Source organism: Sporosarcina quadrami (assembly GCF_014836615.1).
GTDB lineage: Bacteria > Bacillota > Bacilli > Bacillales_A > Planococcaceae > Sporosarcina > Sporosarcina quadrami.
The window spans coordinates 222,182-237,976 of record NZ_JACSQN010000006.1 but is presented as its reverse complement, the minus strand read 5'-3'; the positions used below and the strand labels follow the sequence as shown (position 1 = coordinate 237,976).

The window sequence follows — 15,795 nt, the reverse complement described above, 5'->3', positions numbered from 1 at the left end:
ACCGAGTATAAGTATATGATTTGATAGGCAATGGAAAACATGAATAGGGAATTTACACAATACTATGGACTTGACTCAATGAAAGCCGTCGCGCGCTCAATGTAGAGCCTTCCGCGCTCAATCGAAGCCGTCGCGCGCTCAATGTAGAGCCTTCCGCGCTCAATCAAAGCCGTTGCGCGCTCAATGTAGAACCTTCCGCGCTCAATCACTGTCGCCTTCCTCAACAAAAAAAACGATGCAGGAGAACAGCCCCCGCATCGTCTCAATCATTCCACATCACTCAATCGTTTTCCGCCCATTGCATAGTGGCTTTTCGGCATCTCTTCGATGAATACAACCACTTTCTCAACAGGTGCACCAGTCGTTTCAGCGACAACCTCTGAAACTTTCTCGCATAGGTTGCGTTTCTGTTCGTCTGTACGTCCTTCAAGCATTTTTACAGTTACATATGGCATACCATTTCCCCCTTTCGCGTAAAGTTCGGTATAGTATATATACTAACAGAGTAGGAGGCGTTATTGGAATGTCGAATGAGCAAAAACCTAAACAGAAAATGGGCTTTACGATTATAAAGAATGATCCTACGGATGGCCATAAAGGCTTCGGTATCGGATCGCTGTCGCTTGAAAACGTCTCGCCGGTCATCGTTGATGCGGAAGAAGGTGTGGCACGTATCGAAATCGGTGCTATGCATGCGCGCAGCGATACGGAGCGGGGCATCAAGTTCACGACGAATCGGGAGGATTCAGAAGGCGGCAAGCTGTATTGGCTCGTCTGGGTCACGATCGATTTTAATGAAAACGGTCCGTATTATGCGGGCGTAACTGCTTGTGAAATGATCATTAATCGTGAGAAACGCCGTGGCTACAAGCTTCTCGCTGACCACGTCAACCTCATGGACAAATCGATGAAGCGCAATATTATCGTCGATCACATGGATGATACTTCCAAAGCGATTCTAGCTGATTTCCTTTCAAGCCATAACAAGGAAATGTGGGATAATAGTGAAACAAAACTGCATATTGACCTTAGCGCTGATTCTCCAGAGTTATGAACAAACTGTGAAATTTACCTTCCAAGGTAAACGAAGGTTGAATGTCTAGGCGAAAGGAAGTACACTAAAACCACAGCTTGCATTTGTGAGCTAGGACAACCGGAACGCAGTGGATCAGTTACCTCGTAATCTATTCAAAACCCAAGCAATAGATTGCAAGTGACAGACTATGCCCAACGGTAAAAAAGCTTTGCATTTCTGAATTCATTCAGACGTGCAAAGCTTTTTTGATGTGAACATAGAAAATTCATTCAAAAAACGAAAACGGGAACAGCTCAAAATTCGCATCTTCTTGTTCACCTGTCAATTGTTCGCGCAAATTTTTGTCTGTACATAGTTTCTGCGGTTTGTCCTTTTCCTTAACATAGACGACACGTTGCTTCGGACATTCATTCACCGCGATTCCGCCTGTTGCAATATCGACGACGACACCCGTCACACCAGTTGGAGGAATGAATGGTTCAGGCGGCTTTCCGGCATGGACGGTTTCCATGAAGTCGATCCATATTTTCTTTGAAGCTGCTTTGTCCTCAAGTGACGTCAATTGTTGTCCGATATCGTATCCTGTCCAAATGCCCGCCGTGAGGGAAGGGGTGTAGCCGATTAAATATTGGTCGGAAATCGTCGTTCCGGACTTTGCAGCATAAGGCCGTTTCTGTTTGGATCGCATCGACAAACCTGTTGCGACAGAGTAATCGTTAAAAACAGGGTCGAACATCCCTGTCATCATATGGGTAAGGACAAATGCATCTTGCTCTGTAATTGCCCGCTTTGTACTCTTTTTCGGATGCTCATACACCGTCTTTCCATCCGCATCCGATATGGATAAAATGGTCGTCGGTTCCACTTGCATTCCTCCAGATGAAATCCGGTTATACGCATTCGTCATTTCAAGCAATGTCACGTCTGATGTGCCAAGCGCAACAGCAGGCGATTCTTGGAATGTCACATCGATTCCGAGTTTTTCAGCCATTTTGTTGAATTTTTTATAACCGATATCTTCAAGTGTTTTTACCGCATAAATGTTATCGGAAAGTGCCAACGCTTGCGCAAGCGAAATCGGATGGCCCGCGAATTTGCCGTTAATATTTTTCGGTTCATACGTCGAACGACCTTCGTCGTATGTGAAAATCGTCTTTTCCGTTGACTTGAACGTCAGCGGATTATAGCCCTCTTCAAGTGCCGCCGCATAGAGAATCGGTTTCATAGCAGATCCTGGCTGTCGTTTCGCTTGCGTCACACGGTTAAACGGACTTTCCGTGTAGTCAGATCCTCCGACAAGCGACGTAATGGCCCCCGTTTCAGGTTCCATTGATATGAATCCGAGCTGTAACTCGCCATCTGGCATCCATTTTTCGATGAATTCCTCCGCGGTTTGTTGGTGATGCGGATCGAGTGTTGTCCGTATTGTCCAGCCGCCTTCTGCAGGATAACGCCCTTTTTTCTCGAGTAATTGCTCGGCTTCCCGCCACACTTCATCCAAGAAATAAGGTGCTGCGCGCTTCATGTCAGCCCAATCTTCCGTCTTTAATGTGACAGTAATGTCCTTCGCCCGCTCTTCTTGGATTTCCGTAATGAAGCCCTGATTTTCCATTAAAGACAGCACGAGTAACTGGCGCTCCCGTGACTTTTCTGGATTGGAGACGGGAGAATAGACGGACGGCCCTTTCGCAATCGCAGTAATGATTGCCGATTCCTCCAGTGTCAAATCTTTGGCCGCTTTCGCGAAATAAAACCTGCTTGCCGCTTCGACACCATACATCCCGTGGCCGAAATAGACTGTATTCAAATAGCCTTCCAAAATGACATCTTTATCGTAAAACGTTTCCATTCGATACGCATACAGCGCCTCTCTTATTTTCCGGTTCCACGACTTCTCATGTGTAAGGAATAAATTTCGGGCATACTGCTGTGTAATGGAACTTGCCCCTTCAGCTTTGCGCATCGTTTTAACATCCTTCAGCACAGCACCGGCAATCCGCTTATAGTCAAATCCATTATGATCATAGAAATTCCGATCTTCAGTCGCAATGACGGCATCAATCAAAAACGGAGAAATATCATCGAGACTTACCCAATAACGCCGTTCAGCAGAAAATTTGTCCCCGATCTGTCGGCCGTTTTTATCTAAAAAGACACTCGCTTTCGGCACACTTAAAGAGGGGGCGCCTGTAATTTGCGCATACAAACGGAGACAAAGAAAAATGGTGAACATAGCAGTCGCTGCTGTCACTGTCAGCAAAACGATCCGCTTCATCCGGTTTTTTCTCTTCTTTTTACGAATATAATCCATCCGTTTCATTCGAATTCCCCCTCGTATCTTGCAATCAGTATGCGACAGCAAACGAAAGATTAAACGGTAGATTTCATGAAATTCATCCAAAATGACGTTTTCCTGAGTGATGTATGGAATAGTGCGGTGAAAAAAGATATAATGAATAGTATTTACTGAGTAAGGGCGGTGTTCTTGTGGAATCAATCAAGGACGGAAAACAAGTTGAGGTCCTTCTCCGGTCGACAATTAGACATGCAGGGCAGGAAGCGGAATCCCACGAATTGAAGTCCGCAGGCGAATTGACGGTTAAAGCCGGGAAGACCTATTTGCGATTTGAAGAAAAACAAAACGGTCAGCAAATAAGGACGATCGTCAAGTTGGCACAGGAAGATGCATTCATCATGAGAAGCGGAGCGGTTCAAATGCGTTTGCCATTTACGCCAGGAGAATTCCGGTCGGGTACGTATGGCAACGGACCAGCGTCTTTTCAATTGTTAGTGAAGACGAAAAAGCTTGAAGTGACGGATGATCGATTTACAGCACATTACGAATTACATGCGGAGGGCGCGTTGCTCGGTAAGCATGAATTGACGATTTACTATACGGAGGGTTAATTATGAATGCAGTGGAAAAGATCCAACAGGAAATAAAGGAAGCTTTCAAACAGGCGGTACTTGCCGCACAATTGGCTGAGGAATCAGCTGTTCCTGAGATTATTCTCGAGACGCCGAAAAACAAAGATAACGGGGATTATGCAACAAATATTGCGATGCAATTGACGAAGATCGCTAAAAAGCCGCCGCGGGCAATCGCGGAAGCTATCGTGGAAAAACTGGATACATCGTCCACGTCCATTAAATCCTTGGAGATTGCAGGACCGGGGTTCATTAACATCCGACTTGCGAGCGATTATTTAGGTGACGTCGTGAAAGCAGTACTTGCACAGGAGGAAAACTACGGCCGTTCGACGTTTGGTGGACATGAAAAGGTTCAAGTGGAATTCGTTTCGGCGAACCCGACAGGCGATTTGCATTTAGGGCATGCACGTGGTGCGTCGATTGGCGATTCGCTTTGCAATATTCTCGATTTTGCAGGATTCAATGTTGCGCGTGAATACTATATTAATGATGCTGGAAATCAGGTGAACAACTTGATGGTGTCTGTTGAAGCACGCTATTTCCAGGCGCTTGGACTTGATAAAGAGATGCCGGAAGATGGCTATCAGGGACCGGATATTATCGGTATTGGCAAGAAGTTGGCGGAAGAGTATGGTGACAAATATGTCCATACATCCGAAACGGAGCGTCAAGAGTTTTTCAGACAGTACGGGCTTGAATTTGAACTCGGTAAGCTGAAGAAGGATTTGGAAGATTTCCGTGTGCGGTTTGATAATTGGTTTTCAGAAACGTCTCTATATAAGGACGGCAAAATCGGTGTTGCGCTCGATAAGTTGCGCGCGAATGGACATGTGTTTGAAGAGGACGGCGCGACATGGTTCCGATCGACGACATTCGGTGATGATAAAGATCGTGTGTTAATTAAAAATGACGGAACGTATACGTATTTAACGCCTGATATTGCCTACCACGAAGATAAGCTTCGCCGTGGTTTCGATAAGCTCATCAATATTTGGGGCGCGGATCACCACGGGTATATCCCACGGATGAAGGCGGCAATCGAGGCGCTTGGTTATGATCGCGATACGCTTGAAGTGGAAGTTACGCAAATGGTGCAGCTGTACAAAGATGGCGAGAAGTTCAAGATGAGTAAGCGTACGGGCAAAGCTGTCACGTTGCGCGAACTTGTTGAAGAAGTTGGTCTGGATGCAGTGCGTTATTTCTTCGCGATGCGTTCAGCTGATGCGCAAATGGATTTCGATTTGGATTTGGCAATTTCAAAGTCCAATGAAAACCCTGTCTATTACGCGCAATATGCGCACGCGCGGATTTCGTCGATTTTGCGTTCAGCGGACGAGTCGGATTTGGCTGCGTCAACGGATCATGTGGATTTATTGCAGACGGAAAAAGAATTGTCGTTGATCAAGAAAGTAGGGGATTTCCCGAAACTTGTCAGTGACGCAGCTCGTTTGCGTTCACCGCACCGTATTACGGTTTATATCCAGGAGCTTGCAGCTGAATTCCACAGTTTCTATAATGCGGAAAAAGTGTTGGATCCTGAAAACCGAGATTTATCGGAAGCACGTCTTGCACTCATTACAGCGACACGTACGACGATTGCAAATGCGCTTAAGTTGATTGGTGTTGCGGCTCCGGAAAAGATGTGAATTCGTTTGAACAAGTATGGCCTCTCCGATTGTTGGAGAGGTTTTTTTGATTTGTTTGGAGAGCATTTGGTGCGACGGGGGAGGGGGCGGCCGGGGTTGTGGTGCCGCGCTCGTAAATGGGGGGCGTGCGCCCGTATATCACCGCACCGCGCTCGTAAAAGCTGGTCGTGCGCCCATATATCACCGCACCGCGCCCGTAAAAACTGGTCATGCGCTCGTATTTGGTTGGCTCGCGCTCGTAAACTACTGCCGTGCGCCCGTAAACCCCATCCTCCGCCCGTAAACAGGCTGCTCGCGCCTGAATAAGCCCACGATCAAAAGCTAAAACCAAGATTAATATGTCAAAGGCATTCAGCGCGACTGGGGGAGGGGCGACTAATGACGAATTCCCGCGGACCGCTCAATGTGTCACCCTATCCGCTCAATCCCAGCCGCATAAACTCGCCACCCCTCGACAACTCCAAAATCTGTAGTATAATGAATCCGATACATAATTACATACCAAACATGAAGGTGCCCCGCCGTCAACGCCGGGGTTAAAAGGGAAGCCGGTTCAATGCCGGCGCGGTCCCGCCACTGTATGTGCAAAGCAAGCCGCAAATCGCCACTGGGAAAATCCCGGGAAGGCGCGGCGAGCATCAACTCATTGCACGAGCCAGGAGACCTGCCTTCATGAGTCACCCGTACCCTACGCGGATAGGTTTGGTGGAAGTCGGCGCGATTCTATACCTGCGTCCTGATTTTTACTGAGCTCAATCCTCCGTCAGCACACGGGGGATTTTTATTTGGACAAAACAGGAGGAACGACAAATGAAAAAGCTTTGGCAATTAATGCTTATGGCTGTACTGGCTACATTCATGCTCGCTGCATGTGGTACGACAGATGAGCCGAAAAAGGACGACGCACCAGCAACGGAAAATACACAAACAGATACGGATGATGCAGTTGAATCGGCATTCCCTGTAACATTGACAGATGCTGTTGGGAATGAAATTACGTTTGAAGAAGCACCAAAAACAATTGTATCTATGCAACCAAGCAACACAGAAATTCTTTTTGCACTTGGTTTGAACGAGGAAATTGTCGGCGTCAACGACTATGATAACTATCCTGAAGAAGCACTTGAAAAAGAAAAAATCGGCGGTATGGAATTTAACGTTGAAAAGATCGTTTCTATGCAGCCGGACATCGTATTCGCGCATGAAATGGGTCTAGGCTCAGGCGAAGAAGGCTTCCAACAAATCCGCGACGCAGGTATCAAAGTATTCGTTGTGACAAATGCGACGAACTTCGAAGAAACGTATGCAACAATCGAACAGATCGGCCAAGCAACTGGTAAAACAGAAGAAGCAACTACAATCGTTGAAGATATGAAAGCGAAAGTTGCTGAAGTCATCGTAAAAACGAGCAAAGTGGAAGATAAGAAGCGTGTATTCATCGAAACGTCTGATGCACCTGATATTTACACACCAGGCGACAACACATTCATGCAAGAAATCCTTAATATGATTGATGCTGAAAACGTCGTTACAGAAGACGGTTGGGTCATGATCAGCCCTGAAGAAATCGTCAGCCAAAATCCTGACGTAATCGTCGTTATGTACAGTTATGTGCCGGATATTATCGAAAGCGTGAAAAACCGTGACGGCTTCGGAGACATTACTGCGGTTAAAGAAGACCGCGTCGTTCAGGTTGACGAAAACTTGACGAGCCGTACAGGTCCACGTCTTGCACAAGGTCTGGAAGAAGTAGCAAAAGCTATCTATCCAGAAGTCTTTGAATAAGGCAACTCTTGCCTACCTCGTGTCCATCGCCACTTTACTTGTGGCGGTATGGCTCGGTGTTTCCATCGGAACGGTCAAAATACCGATCAGTACATTTTGGGATTCAACAGATACGACTGCAACGAACATCCTGTATAAAATCAGGATGCCCCGCGTCATTTTAGCGGGACTCGTCGGGGCGTCACTCGCGATTGCAGGTGCCGCATTCCAAGGTCTGTTGAAAAATCCGCTTGCTGATCCATACACCCTCGGAGTGTCATCCGGCGCCTCTGTTGGTGCTGTGATGACGCTCTTTTTTGGTATTTCACTTCCGATTGTAGGCACATACACGTTACCTGTATTCAGTATGGCAGGCGCGGCATTGACGATGTTCCTAGTCATCGGATTTGCGCGTCTCGTCGACCGTTCAATGAAAATGGAGACAATTATTTTGACAGGCATCATCTTCGGTTCATTCCTAGGGTCGATTTTGTCGCTCATGATTGCGCTCACCGGCGAAGAACTCCGGCAAATTATCGGCTGGCTTCTTGGAAGCGTTTCAATGCGTGGTTGGAATTATATTTATATGATTTTACCGTTCGTCATTATCGGATCAATCATTCTCTGGTTGAACCGCATGGAACTAAATGCGATGCTGTTTGGAGAAGAACGTGCGCATCATCTTGGCGTCAACGTAAAACGGCGGAAATTCATGATTCTTATCGGCGGTTCGATTCTGACAGGTTCAGCAGTTGCTGTATCGGGGACAATTGGCTTTGTCGGTCTCGTCGTGCCACATATGACACGTCTCATGTGGGGTTCAGACCATAGGCATCTACTCACATTATCGTTTATGAATGGCGCAACTTTGCTCATTATTTGTGATCTTATAGCCCGCACAATCATTTCACCGACAGAACTCCCGGTCGGCGTCATTACGGCGTTTATCGGTGCACCGGTCTTCGCATTCATTTTCTATAGACAAAGAAGGAAAGGGGCCCTGTAATATGTTGCACGTGAATGGCATAACAGGTGGATATGGCAAAGAACCGATCGTCAACAACATCTCCTTCCATGTGAATAAAGGCGAAGTGCTCGGCATCCTTGGCCCGAACGGCAGTGGAAAATCGACGTTGTTGAAAATCGTTTCAGGCATCTTGCCGAAGCAGTCAGGAACTGTCCAGATAGATGGGCAAGATTCGGGAGTTTATTCACAAAAAGAATTCGCACGAAAAGTCGCCGTCCTGCCGCAATTGCATGCGCATGCCTTCTCACATACCGTGAAAGACACCGTTGCCCTCGGCAGATATCCGCATCAGTCCGGACTTTTCTCGACGTGGTCAAAAGAAGACGAACGGGCTGTGAATGAAGCGCTTGCCTACACCGGCATTACACGTTACAAAGATACCGCCATCGAATTATTATCAGGCGGTGAACAGCAGCGGGTCTTCGTCGCACAAGCACTAGCCCAAGAAGCGCCAATTCTACTACTCGACGAACCAACGAACCACTTAGATATTGCGCACCAGCAACAACTGCTCGATACAATCCGTAATCATGCCGTCGAAAAAGGAGTTACGGTCATTTCCGTCTTCCATGATGTCAATCTCGCGTCATTATACTGCGACCGACTGCTCCTCATGGATAGAGGTCAAATCGCGATAATCGGCGATCCGCAAGACGTCATACAAGAAGCGATTATCGCATCCGTTTACAATGCGCGTGTCAAAACGCAGCCCCATCCGGAATTGCCGAAACCGCAGATGACACTTCTGCCTGATACAATGGAGGAAACAGAGCAACCGGTCGTGCGAAAAAAGGACATTGTAATATCTTCAGACAACGTCTCTCTTCGCGCAATAAATCCGTTAAAAACGGTATCGTCAGCCGTCCATAATCCAGGTACTGGTTGGTACCGTTCATTCGTCAATCGGCATGTCGACGTCGATTACAATCCGTCAGACGTGAAAGCAGAGATGGCAGAGTACTTGCAACAGCGGGACTTTCATCTATCTGACACGGTCGGCATGATGACAGCCGTCACAACAGAACACGCCGAAGTCGAGGAATACAGAGGAGATTTCGGTTCAGTCATCATCATGGTCACAGCAGGTGTCGGCAATGCGGTCGACGTGTCGCAATCTCTTCACCGAGACCGCCCCGAACGTATCGGCACGATCAACACATGGGTCATCGTCAATGGCCACCTATCTGACGAAGCATTTATCCAGGCGATGATTACGGCAACAGAAGCGAAAACGAAAGCGATGCATACCGAGAACATCGAAGACCCATTGACAGGCACAATTGCAACAGGTACTTCAACAGACAGCCTCCTCGTCGCGGCAACACAAACCGGCGAACAGTTACCATACGCAGGTCCAATCACACCACTCGGCAAACTGATTGGCCACGGCGTCTATGACTGCACCGTGCGTGCCATTACAGCTTACAAAAAAGCGAAAGGGTGGACATGACACCATGATTCAAGCCCATTTTCTTTCAATCGCGGTCGGATTCCTATTGGACCGCATTATCGGCGACCCTAAAAACTGGCCGCATCCTGTCAGATGGATTGGCACGTGTATATCGAAGCTCACAGCGGTCTTGAACAAAGGGCGTGCCCGCGTACTCAAAGGCGCGGGAATGCTGTTCATTATGATCGTTCTCGTCACGACTGTCGTCCTTGCAATTGTGGTAGCCGCCTACCAAATACATAGTGCACTCGGAATTGCCGTTGAAGGAATTTTAATTGCCATCGGTTTAGCACAGAAAAGTTTACGCGATGCTGCGCTTGAAGTTTACGTGCCGCTCATAGAAGGCGATATGGCTGAATCGAGGAAAAAGCTTAGTTGGATCGTCGGTCGCGATACGGATAATTTGCAGGAAAGTGGCATCGCGCGTGGTGCCATTGAAACGGTATCGGAAAATGCATCTGACGGCGTTACGGCACCATTATTTTGGGCGTTTCTGTTTGGCGCACCTGGATTATGGTTGTATAAAACGGTCAATACGCTAGATTCCATGATCGGCTATAAAGATGAGCGATATAAGGATTTCGGCAAGTTTTCAGCGCGTGCTGATGATGTGCTGAACTTCATTCCTGCTAGGATAACGGGGTTGCTCATTCTTTTGACGACGCCGAATGAAGGTGGCATACCTTTTCGGAAACGATTTGTCGGTTGGGGGAAGGATGCAAGGCGTCACCCGAGTCCGAATAGCGGATTCCTTGAAGCGGCGACCGCGTGGCAACTTGGCATCAGGCTCGGTGGAAAAAGTACATATCGCGGCGTCGTATCGAAACGGCCGGAAATCGGACCAGGCGAAAATAGTGTGCAAGCGAAACATATTAAATCGACAATTACGCAAATGCAAATCGTCTCGTTTGTTTTCTGGTTATTACTTACAGTTATTGGAGTGATGAGTTATGCAATTACCTGAGCATGGGGCGAATCCCCGGTATGTATATACGCGACTAGGCATGGAGCCGCCTGGGCGGATTCTAGATTTCAGCGAGAACTGCAATCCGGAAGGGCCGCCACAAGCTGTACTCGATAGTTGGCCAGAACTTGCCACTCACTTACAAAACTATCCGGATCCTTCAGGCGAACCGTTTTTGTCTCGTGTAGCAACTTATCACGGCGGTTCTGATGAAGCAGTTCTCGTTGGAAACGGTGCGGCTGAAGTATTATCGCTCATTGCAGAGCGGTATCGAGGGAAGCGGGCGATTGTTGTCCATCCGACATTTTCCGAATACGAAGCGACGCTCGTTGCAAAAGGCGTTGAAATCGAGCGAATCATTGCTTCAGAAGCGGACGGTTTTGCGTTGCCTGTTGGGTTAATTGAAGAGAAGTTGATGGAAGCATCTGTGTTGTACATATGCACGCCGAACAATCCGACAGGTGTTTTACCGACTGAGATGGAATTACTTTCGCTTATTGTGAAAGCTGGCGAGATCGGTTGCGAAGTCGTTTTAGATGAAGCATTTATCGATTTTGTCGATGAAAGTCGGTCGTTCATTCCGAAAGTGAAAGATTTTCCACATTGTCTTGTCGTTCGATCGATGACGAAAATGTATGCGATTCCTGGCATTCGACTCGGGTATGTTGTAGCGACTCCAGACGTAATTACATCGCTGAAATCAGGCGCGCCACACTGGAACGTTAATGGCGTGGCGGCGAAAATCGGTGCAGTCTGTTTGAATGAAGTGGAGTACCGGGAGCGGGCGGTTCGTCATGCAGCTGAACGGCGTGCAGATATGGCGTCGTTTTTAGTGAATTATGGATGCGTCGTGACGGATTCTTCGGCGAATTTCTTGTCGTTTCGATTGCGTGACGGGCTGGATTCGAGGGAATTGTATGCAGATATGCTTGCGCGCGGGATTGTGCTTCGCCATTCTGAGAATTTTGTAGGGATGGATGGGCGATGGCTCCGGATTGGGATGAAGAGTGTGTTGGAGTTGGATGAGCTGAAACGCGAGTTGGCGGACTGGTTTAGCGGGAGGAATAGCTAGAGGAGTGCGGCGGATTGCTGGCGGTTATGGAGTTTTAGATGAAGATATGGAGTTTTGCGGCGAGATATGGACTTTTATTGTGAGATATGAGCTTTTACGTGGAGTTATGAGTTTTTATTGTGAGATATGAGCTTTTGTTAGGATATATGAGCTTTTTGAGTGGGCTCAGTGTTTGGGCGTTGTGTGTTGTAGATAAAATGAGAGGGGGCGATGGGATGTTGACGTTTGTTAGTGGCGGTGTGCGGAGTGGGAAGAGTTCGTTTGCGGAGAGGCTGCTTGTTGATGGTGCGCGCAAGACGGGTGGAAGACTTGTCTATGTTGCGTCGGGGCGGGCGGTGGACGAAGAGATGCAGGAACGGATTGAACGGCATAAAGCGGATCGCGCGGGCGAGTCTTGGCTGACGATTGAGCAACCGATGTCGTTACATGAAGTCCTCCCTTTCATCCGGGAAGGCGATTTTGTGCTATGGGATTGCTTGACGACGTGGCTTGCGAATGAGATGTACGAGGAGATTGGACATACATATTGTGTGCATGTGGAAAACTGCATGCGTGATAAGACAGAGCGTCTAATGGAAACGGTGGCGGCGATAACAGCAAAGGCTTCGCAGTTCGTCATCGTTTCGAATGAAGTGCTCGATGAGTTGCCGTCCGTTTACGAGGAGACAAAAATGTACTGTGGATGGATCGGTATGTTGCATCAACAGCTCGTTGCGTTCGCAGATACTGCGATCGAAATGGATACGGGCATGGCGTTGTACTGGAAACAGGATGGGCAGGTGGTGATGCGATGAAAGGAATTATGGTGATGGGGACGGCGTCTGATGTCGGAAAAACGATGATTTGTACGGCGTTTTGCCGGTTGCTTTCTAATGAAGGGATGCGGGTCGCTCCATTCAAATCGCAAAACATGTCGCGATTTTCCGCTAACACCGAAAAAGGCGAAGAAATGAGCCGCGCGCAAGTGTTGCAGGCGGAAGCAGCGCGGACGAAGCCGGTCATTGAGATGAATCCGATTTTGTTGAAGCCGCTAGGAAATATGCAATCGGAAGTGCGTTTTTTCGGAGAGAATTTCAAGGCAGTCGATGGGATGGCTTATCGGGAGCAGTTTTTCGACCGAGCGATTGAGGCGATTCGGACGTCGCTACACAAGTTGGCGGAAACGTTCGACGTTGTGGTGATCGAAGGGGCGGGCAGCCCGGCCGAAGTGAATTTGAACGACCGCGAAATTGTCAATATGCGTGTAGCGGACTTGGCGGATGTACCTGTGCTGCTCGTTGCGGATATCGACCGGGGCGGCGCGATTGCATCGATCGTCGGCACACTCGCTTTGCTCAAGCCACAGCACCGGGCACGTGTGAAAGGCATCATTATTAATAAATTCCACGGCGATGTTGCGTTGTTCGAGGACGGTGTCGCGTTCATCGAATCGTACACAGGCATACGCGTCGCGGGGGTCATCCCGCATATGATGAATCATGGTATTGAAGAGGAAGATATGGACCGCGTAAGTTCCATTGCGCCTGCTGGAATCGACGTGTATGATGCGTGGGCAGCGCATATGAAAGCGCATCTCGACTGGCCGTTTGTCCTCGATATTATCGAAGGACGGGTGGACTGAATGACGGGATTATTGCTTGCGCTCCAGTTTTTTACGGCCATTCCTGTGACGAAAGAATTGTCAATGGAACGCAAAGATGTCACGCGAATGTATATTGCGTTCCCGATTATCGGGGCGCTGATTGGACTTATCATGTACGCTGTCGCGTTTTTATTCATGGACGCAATTGGAACGGGTCCACTGCTCACGTCGTTCGCAATCGTGTTGACGGGCATTGCGCTCACAGGCGGTTTGCATATGGATGGGTTTGCGGATCTCGGGGACGGTTATTTTTCGTATCGCGACAAGGAAAAGCGGTTAGACATTATGGATGACCCGCGAATAGGCGCGTTCGGGACGATGGCACTCGTCTTGCTGATCATCGGTAAACTAGCATTGGTACATGAATTGCTTTTGCGAGAGGTGAATATGCTACCGATCTTGATTGTCGCACCTGTTCTTGCAAGGATTGGCATGAATGTGTACTTTGTGGCGACGCGCCTTGCGAAGGAGAAGGGGATCGCTCATTTCTTCAAAGAGAAAATCGATACTGTAAAATTGATCGGTTGGTCGCTTTTTACCGGAGTGATGGCACTCGTTTTATTCGGATATATAATGGAGTCGGTCGTTGTGCCGGTTGTGCTTGCGATTTTCGTCGTGCTTGCCGTTGTTTTATTCCGGCGATGGTCGTTGAAACAGTTCGGTGGTGTGAGCGGTGACTTGTGCGGCGCTTTCATTGAAGGGACGGAGGCGCTTGTTTGGCTAATTATCATCATTTGTATTTGATACGCCATTTGCCGACTGCGGGGAATTTGAAGAAACAGTATATTGGCTGGACGGATGAGCCGATTGTGCAAGTAGGGGACGAGGAATCGTATCAGTTGGCAGGGATGGAGCAACGAGTCGTTTACGGCAGTGATTTGCTGCGCGCGAAGGAAAGCGCTCGATTGTTTGTGCCTGATGCACAGTTTCAAGGAGATGTGCGTTTTCGTGAATGTCATTTTGGCGATTTTGAAGGGAAAACGTATGCCGAACTTGAAGAAGATAGTGATTACCGCAATTGGCTTGACCATCCGTTGGAATATGCACCTAGGGGCGGGGAACGGTTAGTCGATGTGGAAAGCCGGTTATTGGAAGCCCTTCAGGAGTTGCCTAGCGGTTCTATCGTCGTGACGCACGGCGGTCCAATTCGCATCGCGTTGACGAAGTTTTCGCCCGTACCGCAAGATTTCTGGTCATGGCATGTTCCGCACGGCTCTCTTTGGAAGTTTGAGTGGGGAAATCATGAACAAATGAAAGGGGGAGTCCGATGCACGTCATTATCGGAGGTGCCCATAACGGCAAAAAAGCGTATGTAGAAAAGCTGTTGGCAGGGAAGGCGCATCATTGGGTTGATTGCGAAGCTGATTGTAAAGCGTTAAGTGGACTGTCGAATGAACCGGTGGAAAATCTGCTTGTCATTGAACATATCGAATGTTGGCTTAGTGAGACGGATTTGTCGGAAACAGAAGCGATACGCTTTATACTAGAGTTCATTAAGGACCGCAATGTCATAGTCGTTTTGACGGATATCGGACGGGGAATCGTGCCGATGGATGCAGATAAGCGCGCGTTGCGAGACGCTTGTGGCAGACTGTATCAGGCATTGATTGCGCAAGCGGATGAAGTGACGAGGATTTGGTATGGGCTGGCACAATCACTTAAGAAAAGGGGAGATATATAATGAAAATTTATACAAAAACAGGGGATAAAGGCCAGACGAGTTTGATAGGAGGGCGTGTCGATAAGGATAGCCTTCGCGTGGAAGCATACGGTACGATGGATGAATTGAATTCGTTCGTCGGAAAGGCGATGACGGAGCTGGACCCTGAGAAGTTTGCGGATTTGCTTGAGGACCTTGAAGCGATCCAGAACGAATTGTTCGATGGTGGCGGAGACCTCGCAAACGTTATGAAAGAACGTCATTATAAGCTGTCTGATGAACCGATCGAAGTGCTCGAAAAACGGATTGACGAGCTGATGGAAGAAGCACCGCCACTTGAGAAATTCATTTTGCCAGGTGGATCACCGGCATCCGCAACGTTGCATATCGCGCGGACAATTACGCGTCGCGCAGAACGACTCACGGTCACTTTGATGAAAGCGGAAGAGGACGTACCTGGTACGGTCCAACGCTATTTGAACCGTCTATCAGACTATTTCTTCGTTGCTGCACGTATCGTCAATGCGCGACTTGGTGTACCTGATAACGAATACGTCCGTAGCGCAAAAGTGTTCAGGACGGACAAAAAGAAAGAAGACTGAC

16 protein-coding genes and 1 riboswitch are annotated in these 15,795 nt (G+C 48.2%); of the genes, 14 read left to right on the top strand and 2 right to left on the bottom strand.

The features are described 5' to 3' along the window. Positions 1-266: 266 nt before the first annotated feature. Positions 267-455 (bottom strand): 2-hydroxymuconate tautomerase, encoded by a 189-nt coding sequence (locus H9649_RS08865; RefSeq protein ID WP_191694375.1) that lies wholly within the window; start codon positions 453-455, stop codon positions 267-269. 68 nt (positions 456-523) lie between these two features. Here H9649_RS08865 and H9649_RS08860 point away from each other — a divergent pair, with 68 nt between their 5' ends. After that, positions 524-1,054, top strand: coding sequence for a YwhD family protein (locus H9649_RS08860; RefSeq protein ID WP_191694374.1), 531 nt, complete (start codon positions 524-526; stop codon positions 1,052-1,054). Positions 1,055-1,301: 247 nt separating this feature from the next. Here the strand turns inward: H9649_RS08860 and H9649_RS08855 are convergent, their stop codons facing one another. Continuing rightward, complete coding sequence (locus H9649_RS08855; protein ID WP_191694373.1) at positions 1,302-3,356, bottom strand: transglycosylase domain-containing protein; 2,055 nt, start codon at positions 3,354-3,356, stop codon at positions 1,302-1,304. A gap of 167 nt (positions 3,357-3,523) precedes the next feature. On the opposite strand from H9649_RS08855, the gene H9649_RS08850 reads away from it, so the two are divergent. The 13 genes from H9649_RS08850 (at position 3,524) to H9649_RS08790 (ending at position 15,794) form a co-directional block, all read left to right on the top strand. Continuing rightward, on the top strand, positions 3,524-3,943 hold the full coding sequence (locus H9649_RS08850; RefSeq protein WP_191694372.1) for a DUF1934 domain-containing protein: 420 nt from the start codon (positions 3,524-3,526) through the stop codon (positions 3,941-3,943). Between the two features lie 2 nt (positions 3,944-3,945). Beyond that, complete coding sequence (gene argS, locus H9649_RS08845) at positions 3,946-5,613, top strand: arginine--tRNA ligase (RefSeq protein WP_191694371.1); 1,668 nt, start codon at positions 3,946-3,948, stop codon at positions 5,611-5,613. A gap of 494 nt (positions 5,614-6,107) precedes the next feature. Continuing rightward, a riboswitch (cobalamin riboswitch) is annotated at positions 6,108-6,299 on the top strand. 124 nt (positions 6,300-6,423) lie between these two features. Beyond that, positions 6,424-7,398, top strand: coding sequence for an ABC transporter substrate-binding protein (locus H9649_RS08840; RefSeq protein WP_191694370.1), 975 nt, complete (start codon positions 6,424-6,426; stop codon positions 7,396-7,398). Beyond that, positions 7,391-8,383, top strand: a complete 993-nt coding sequence (locus H9649_RS08835; RefSeq protein ID WP_191694369.1) for a FecCD family ABC transporter permease — start codon at positions 7,391-7,393, stop codon at positions 8,381-8,383. The genes H9649_RS08840 and H9649_RS08835 overlap by 8 nt, the downstream gene beginning before the upstream one ends. A gap of 1 nt (position 8,384) precedes the next feature. Then, positions 8,385-9,854, top strand: coding sequence for an adenosylcobinamide amidohydrolase (locus H9649_RS08830; protein WP_191694368.1), 1,470 nt, complete (start codon positions 8,385-8,387; stop codon positions 9,852-9,854). Between the two features lie 7 nt (positions 9,855-9,861). After that, on the top strand, positions 9,862-10,818 hold the full coding sequence (cbiB, locus tag H9649_RS08825) for an adenosylcobinamide-phosphate synthase CbiB (RefSeq protein ID WP_191694392.1): 957 nt from the start codon (positions 9,862-9,864) through the stop codon (positions 10,816-10,818). Beyond that, positions 10,805-11,890, top strand: coding sequence for a pyridoxal phosphate-dependent aminotransferase (locus H9649_RS08820; protein ID WP_191694367.1), 1,086 nt, complete (start codon positions 10,805-10,807; stop codon positions 11,888-11,890). Before cbiB ends, H9649_RS08820 begins: the two co-directional genes overlap by 14 nt. Before the next feature lie 215 nt (positions 11,891-12,105). Continuing rightward, positions 12,106-12,684: a bifunctional adenosylcobinamide kinase/adenosylcobinamide-phosphate guanylyltransferase gene (locus tag H9649_RS08815; RefSeq protein ID WP_225229761.1), complete on the top strand. Its 579-nt coding sequence runs from the start codon at positions 12,106-12,108 to the stop codon at positions 12,682-12,684. Beyond that, positions 12,681-13,511: a cobyric acid synthase gene (locus H9649_RS08810; protein ID WP_191694366.1), complete on the top strand. Its 831-nt coding sequence runs from the start codon at positions 12,681-12,683 to the stop codon at positions 13,509-13,511. Before H9649_RS08815 ends, H9649_RS08810 begins: the two co-directional genes overlap by 4 nt. Then, complete coding sequence (cobS, locus tag H9649_RS08805; protein ID WP_191694365.1) at positions 13,512-14,276, top strand: adenosylcobinamide-GDP ribazoletransferase; 765 nt, start codon at positions 13,512-13,514, stop codon at positions 14,274-14,276. After that, positions 14,249-14,848 (top strand): histidine phosphatase family protein, encoded by a 600-nt coding sequence (locus tag H9649_RS08800; RefSeq protein WP_191694364.1) that lies wholly within the window; start codon positions 14,249-14,251, stop codon positions 14,846-14,848. Before cobS ends, H9649_RS08800 begins: the two co-directional genes overlap by 28 nt. After that, entirely contained in the window at positions 14,800-15,213 is a 414-nt protein-coding gene (locus tag H9649_RS08795) for a bifunctional adenosylcobinamide kinase/adenosylcobinamide-phosphate guanylyltransferase (RefSeq protein ID WP_191694363.1), read from the top strand. Before H9649_RS08800 ends, H9649_RS08795 begins: the two co-directional genes overlap by 49 nt. Continuing rightward, complete coding sequence (locus H9649_RS08790; protein WP_191694362.1) at positions 15,213-15,794, top strand: cob(I)yrinic acid a,c-diamide adenosyltransferase; 582 nt, start codon at positions 15,213-15,215, stop codon at positions 15,792-15,794. Before H9649_RS08795 ends, H9649_RS08790 begins: the two co-directional genes overlap by 1 nt. The last annotated feature ends 1 nt before the right edge of the window (position 15,795 follow it).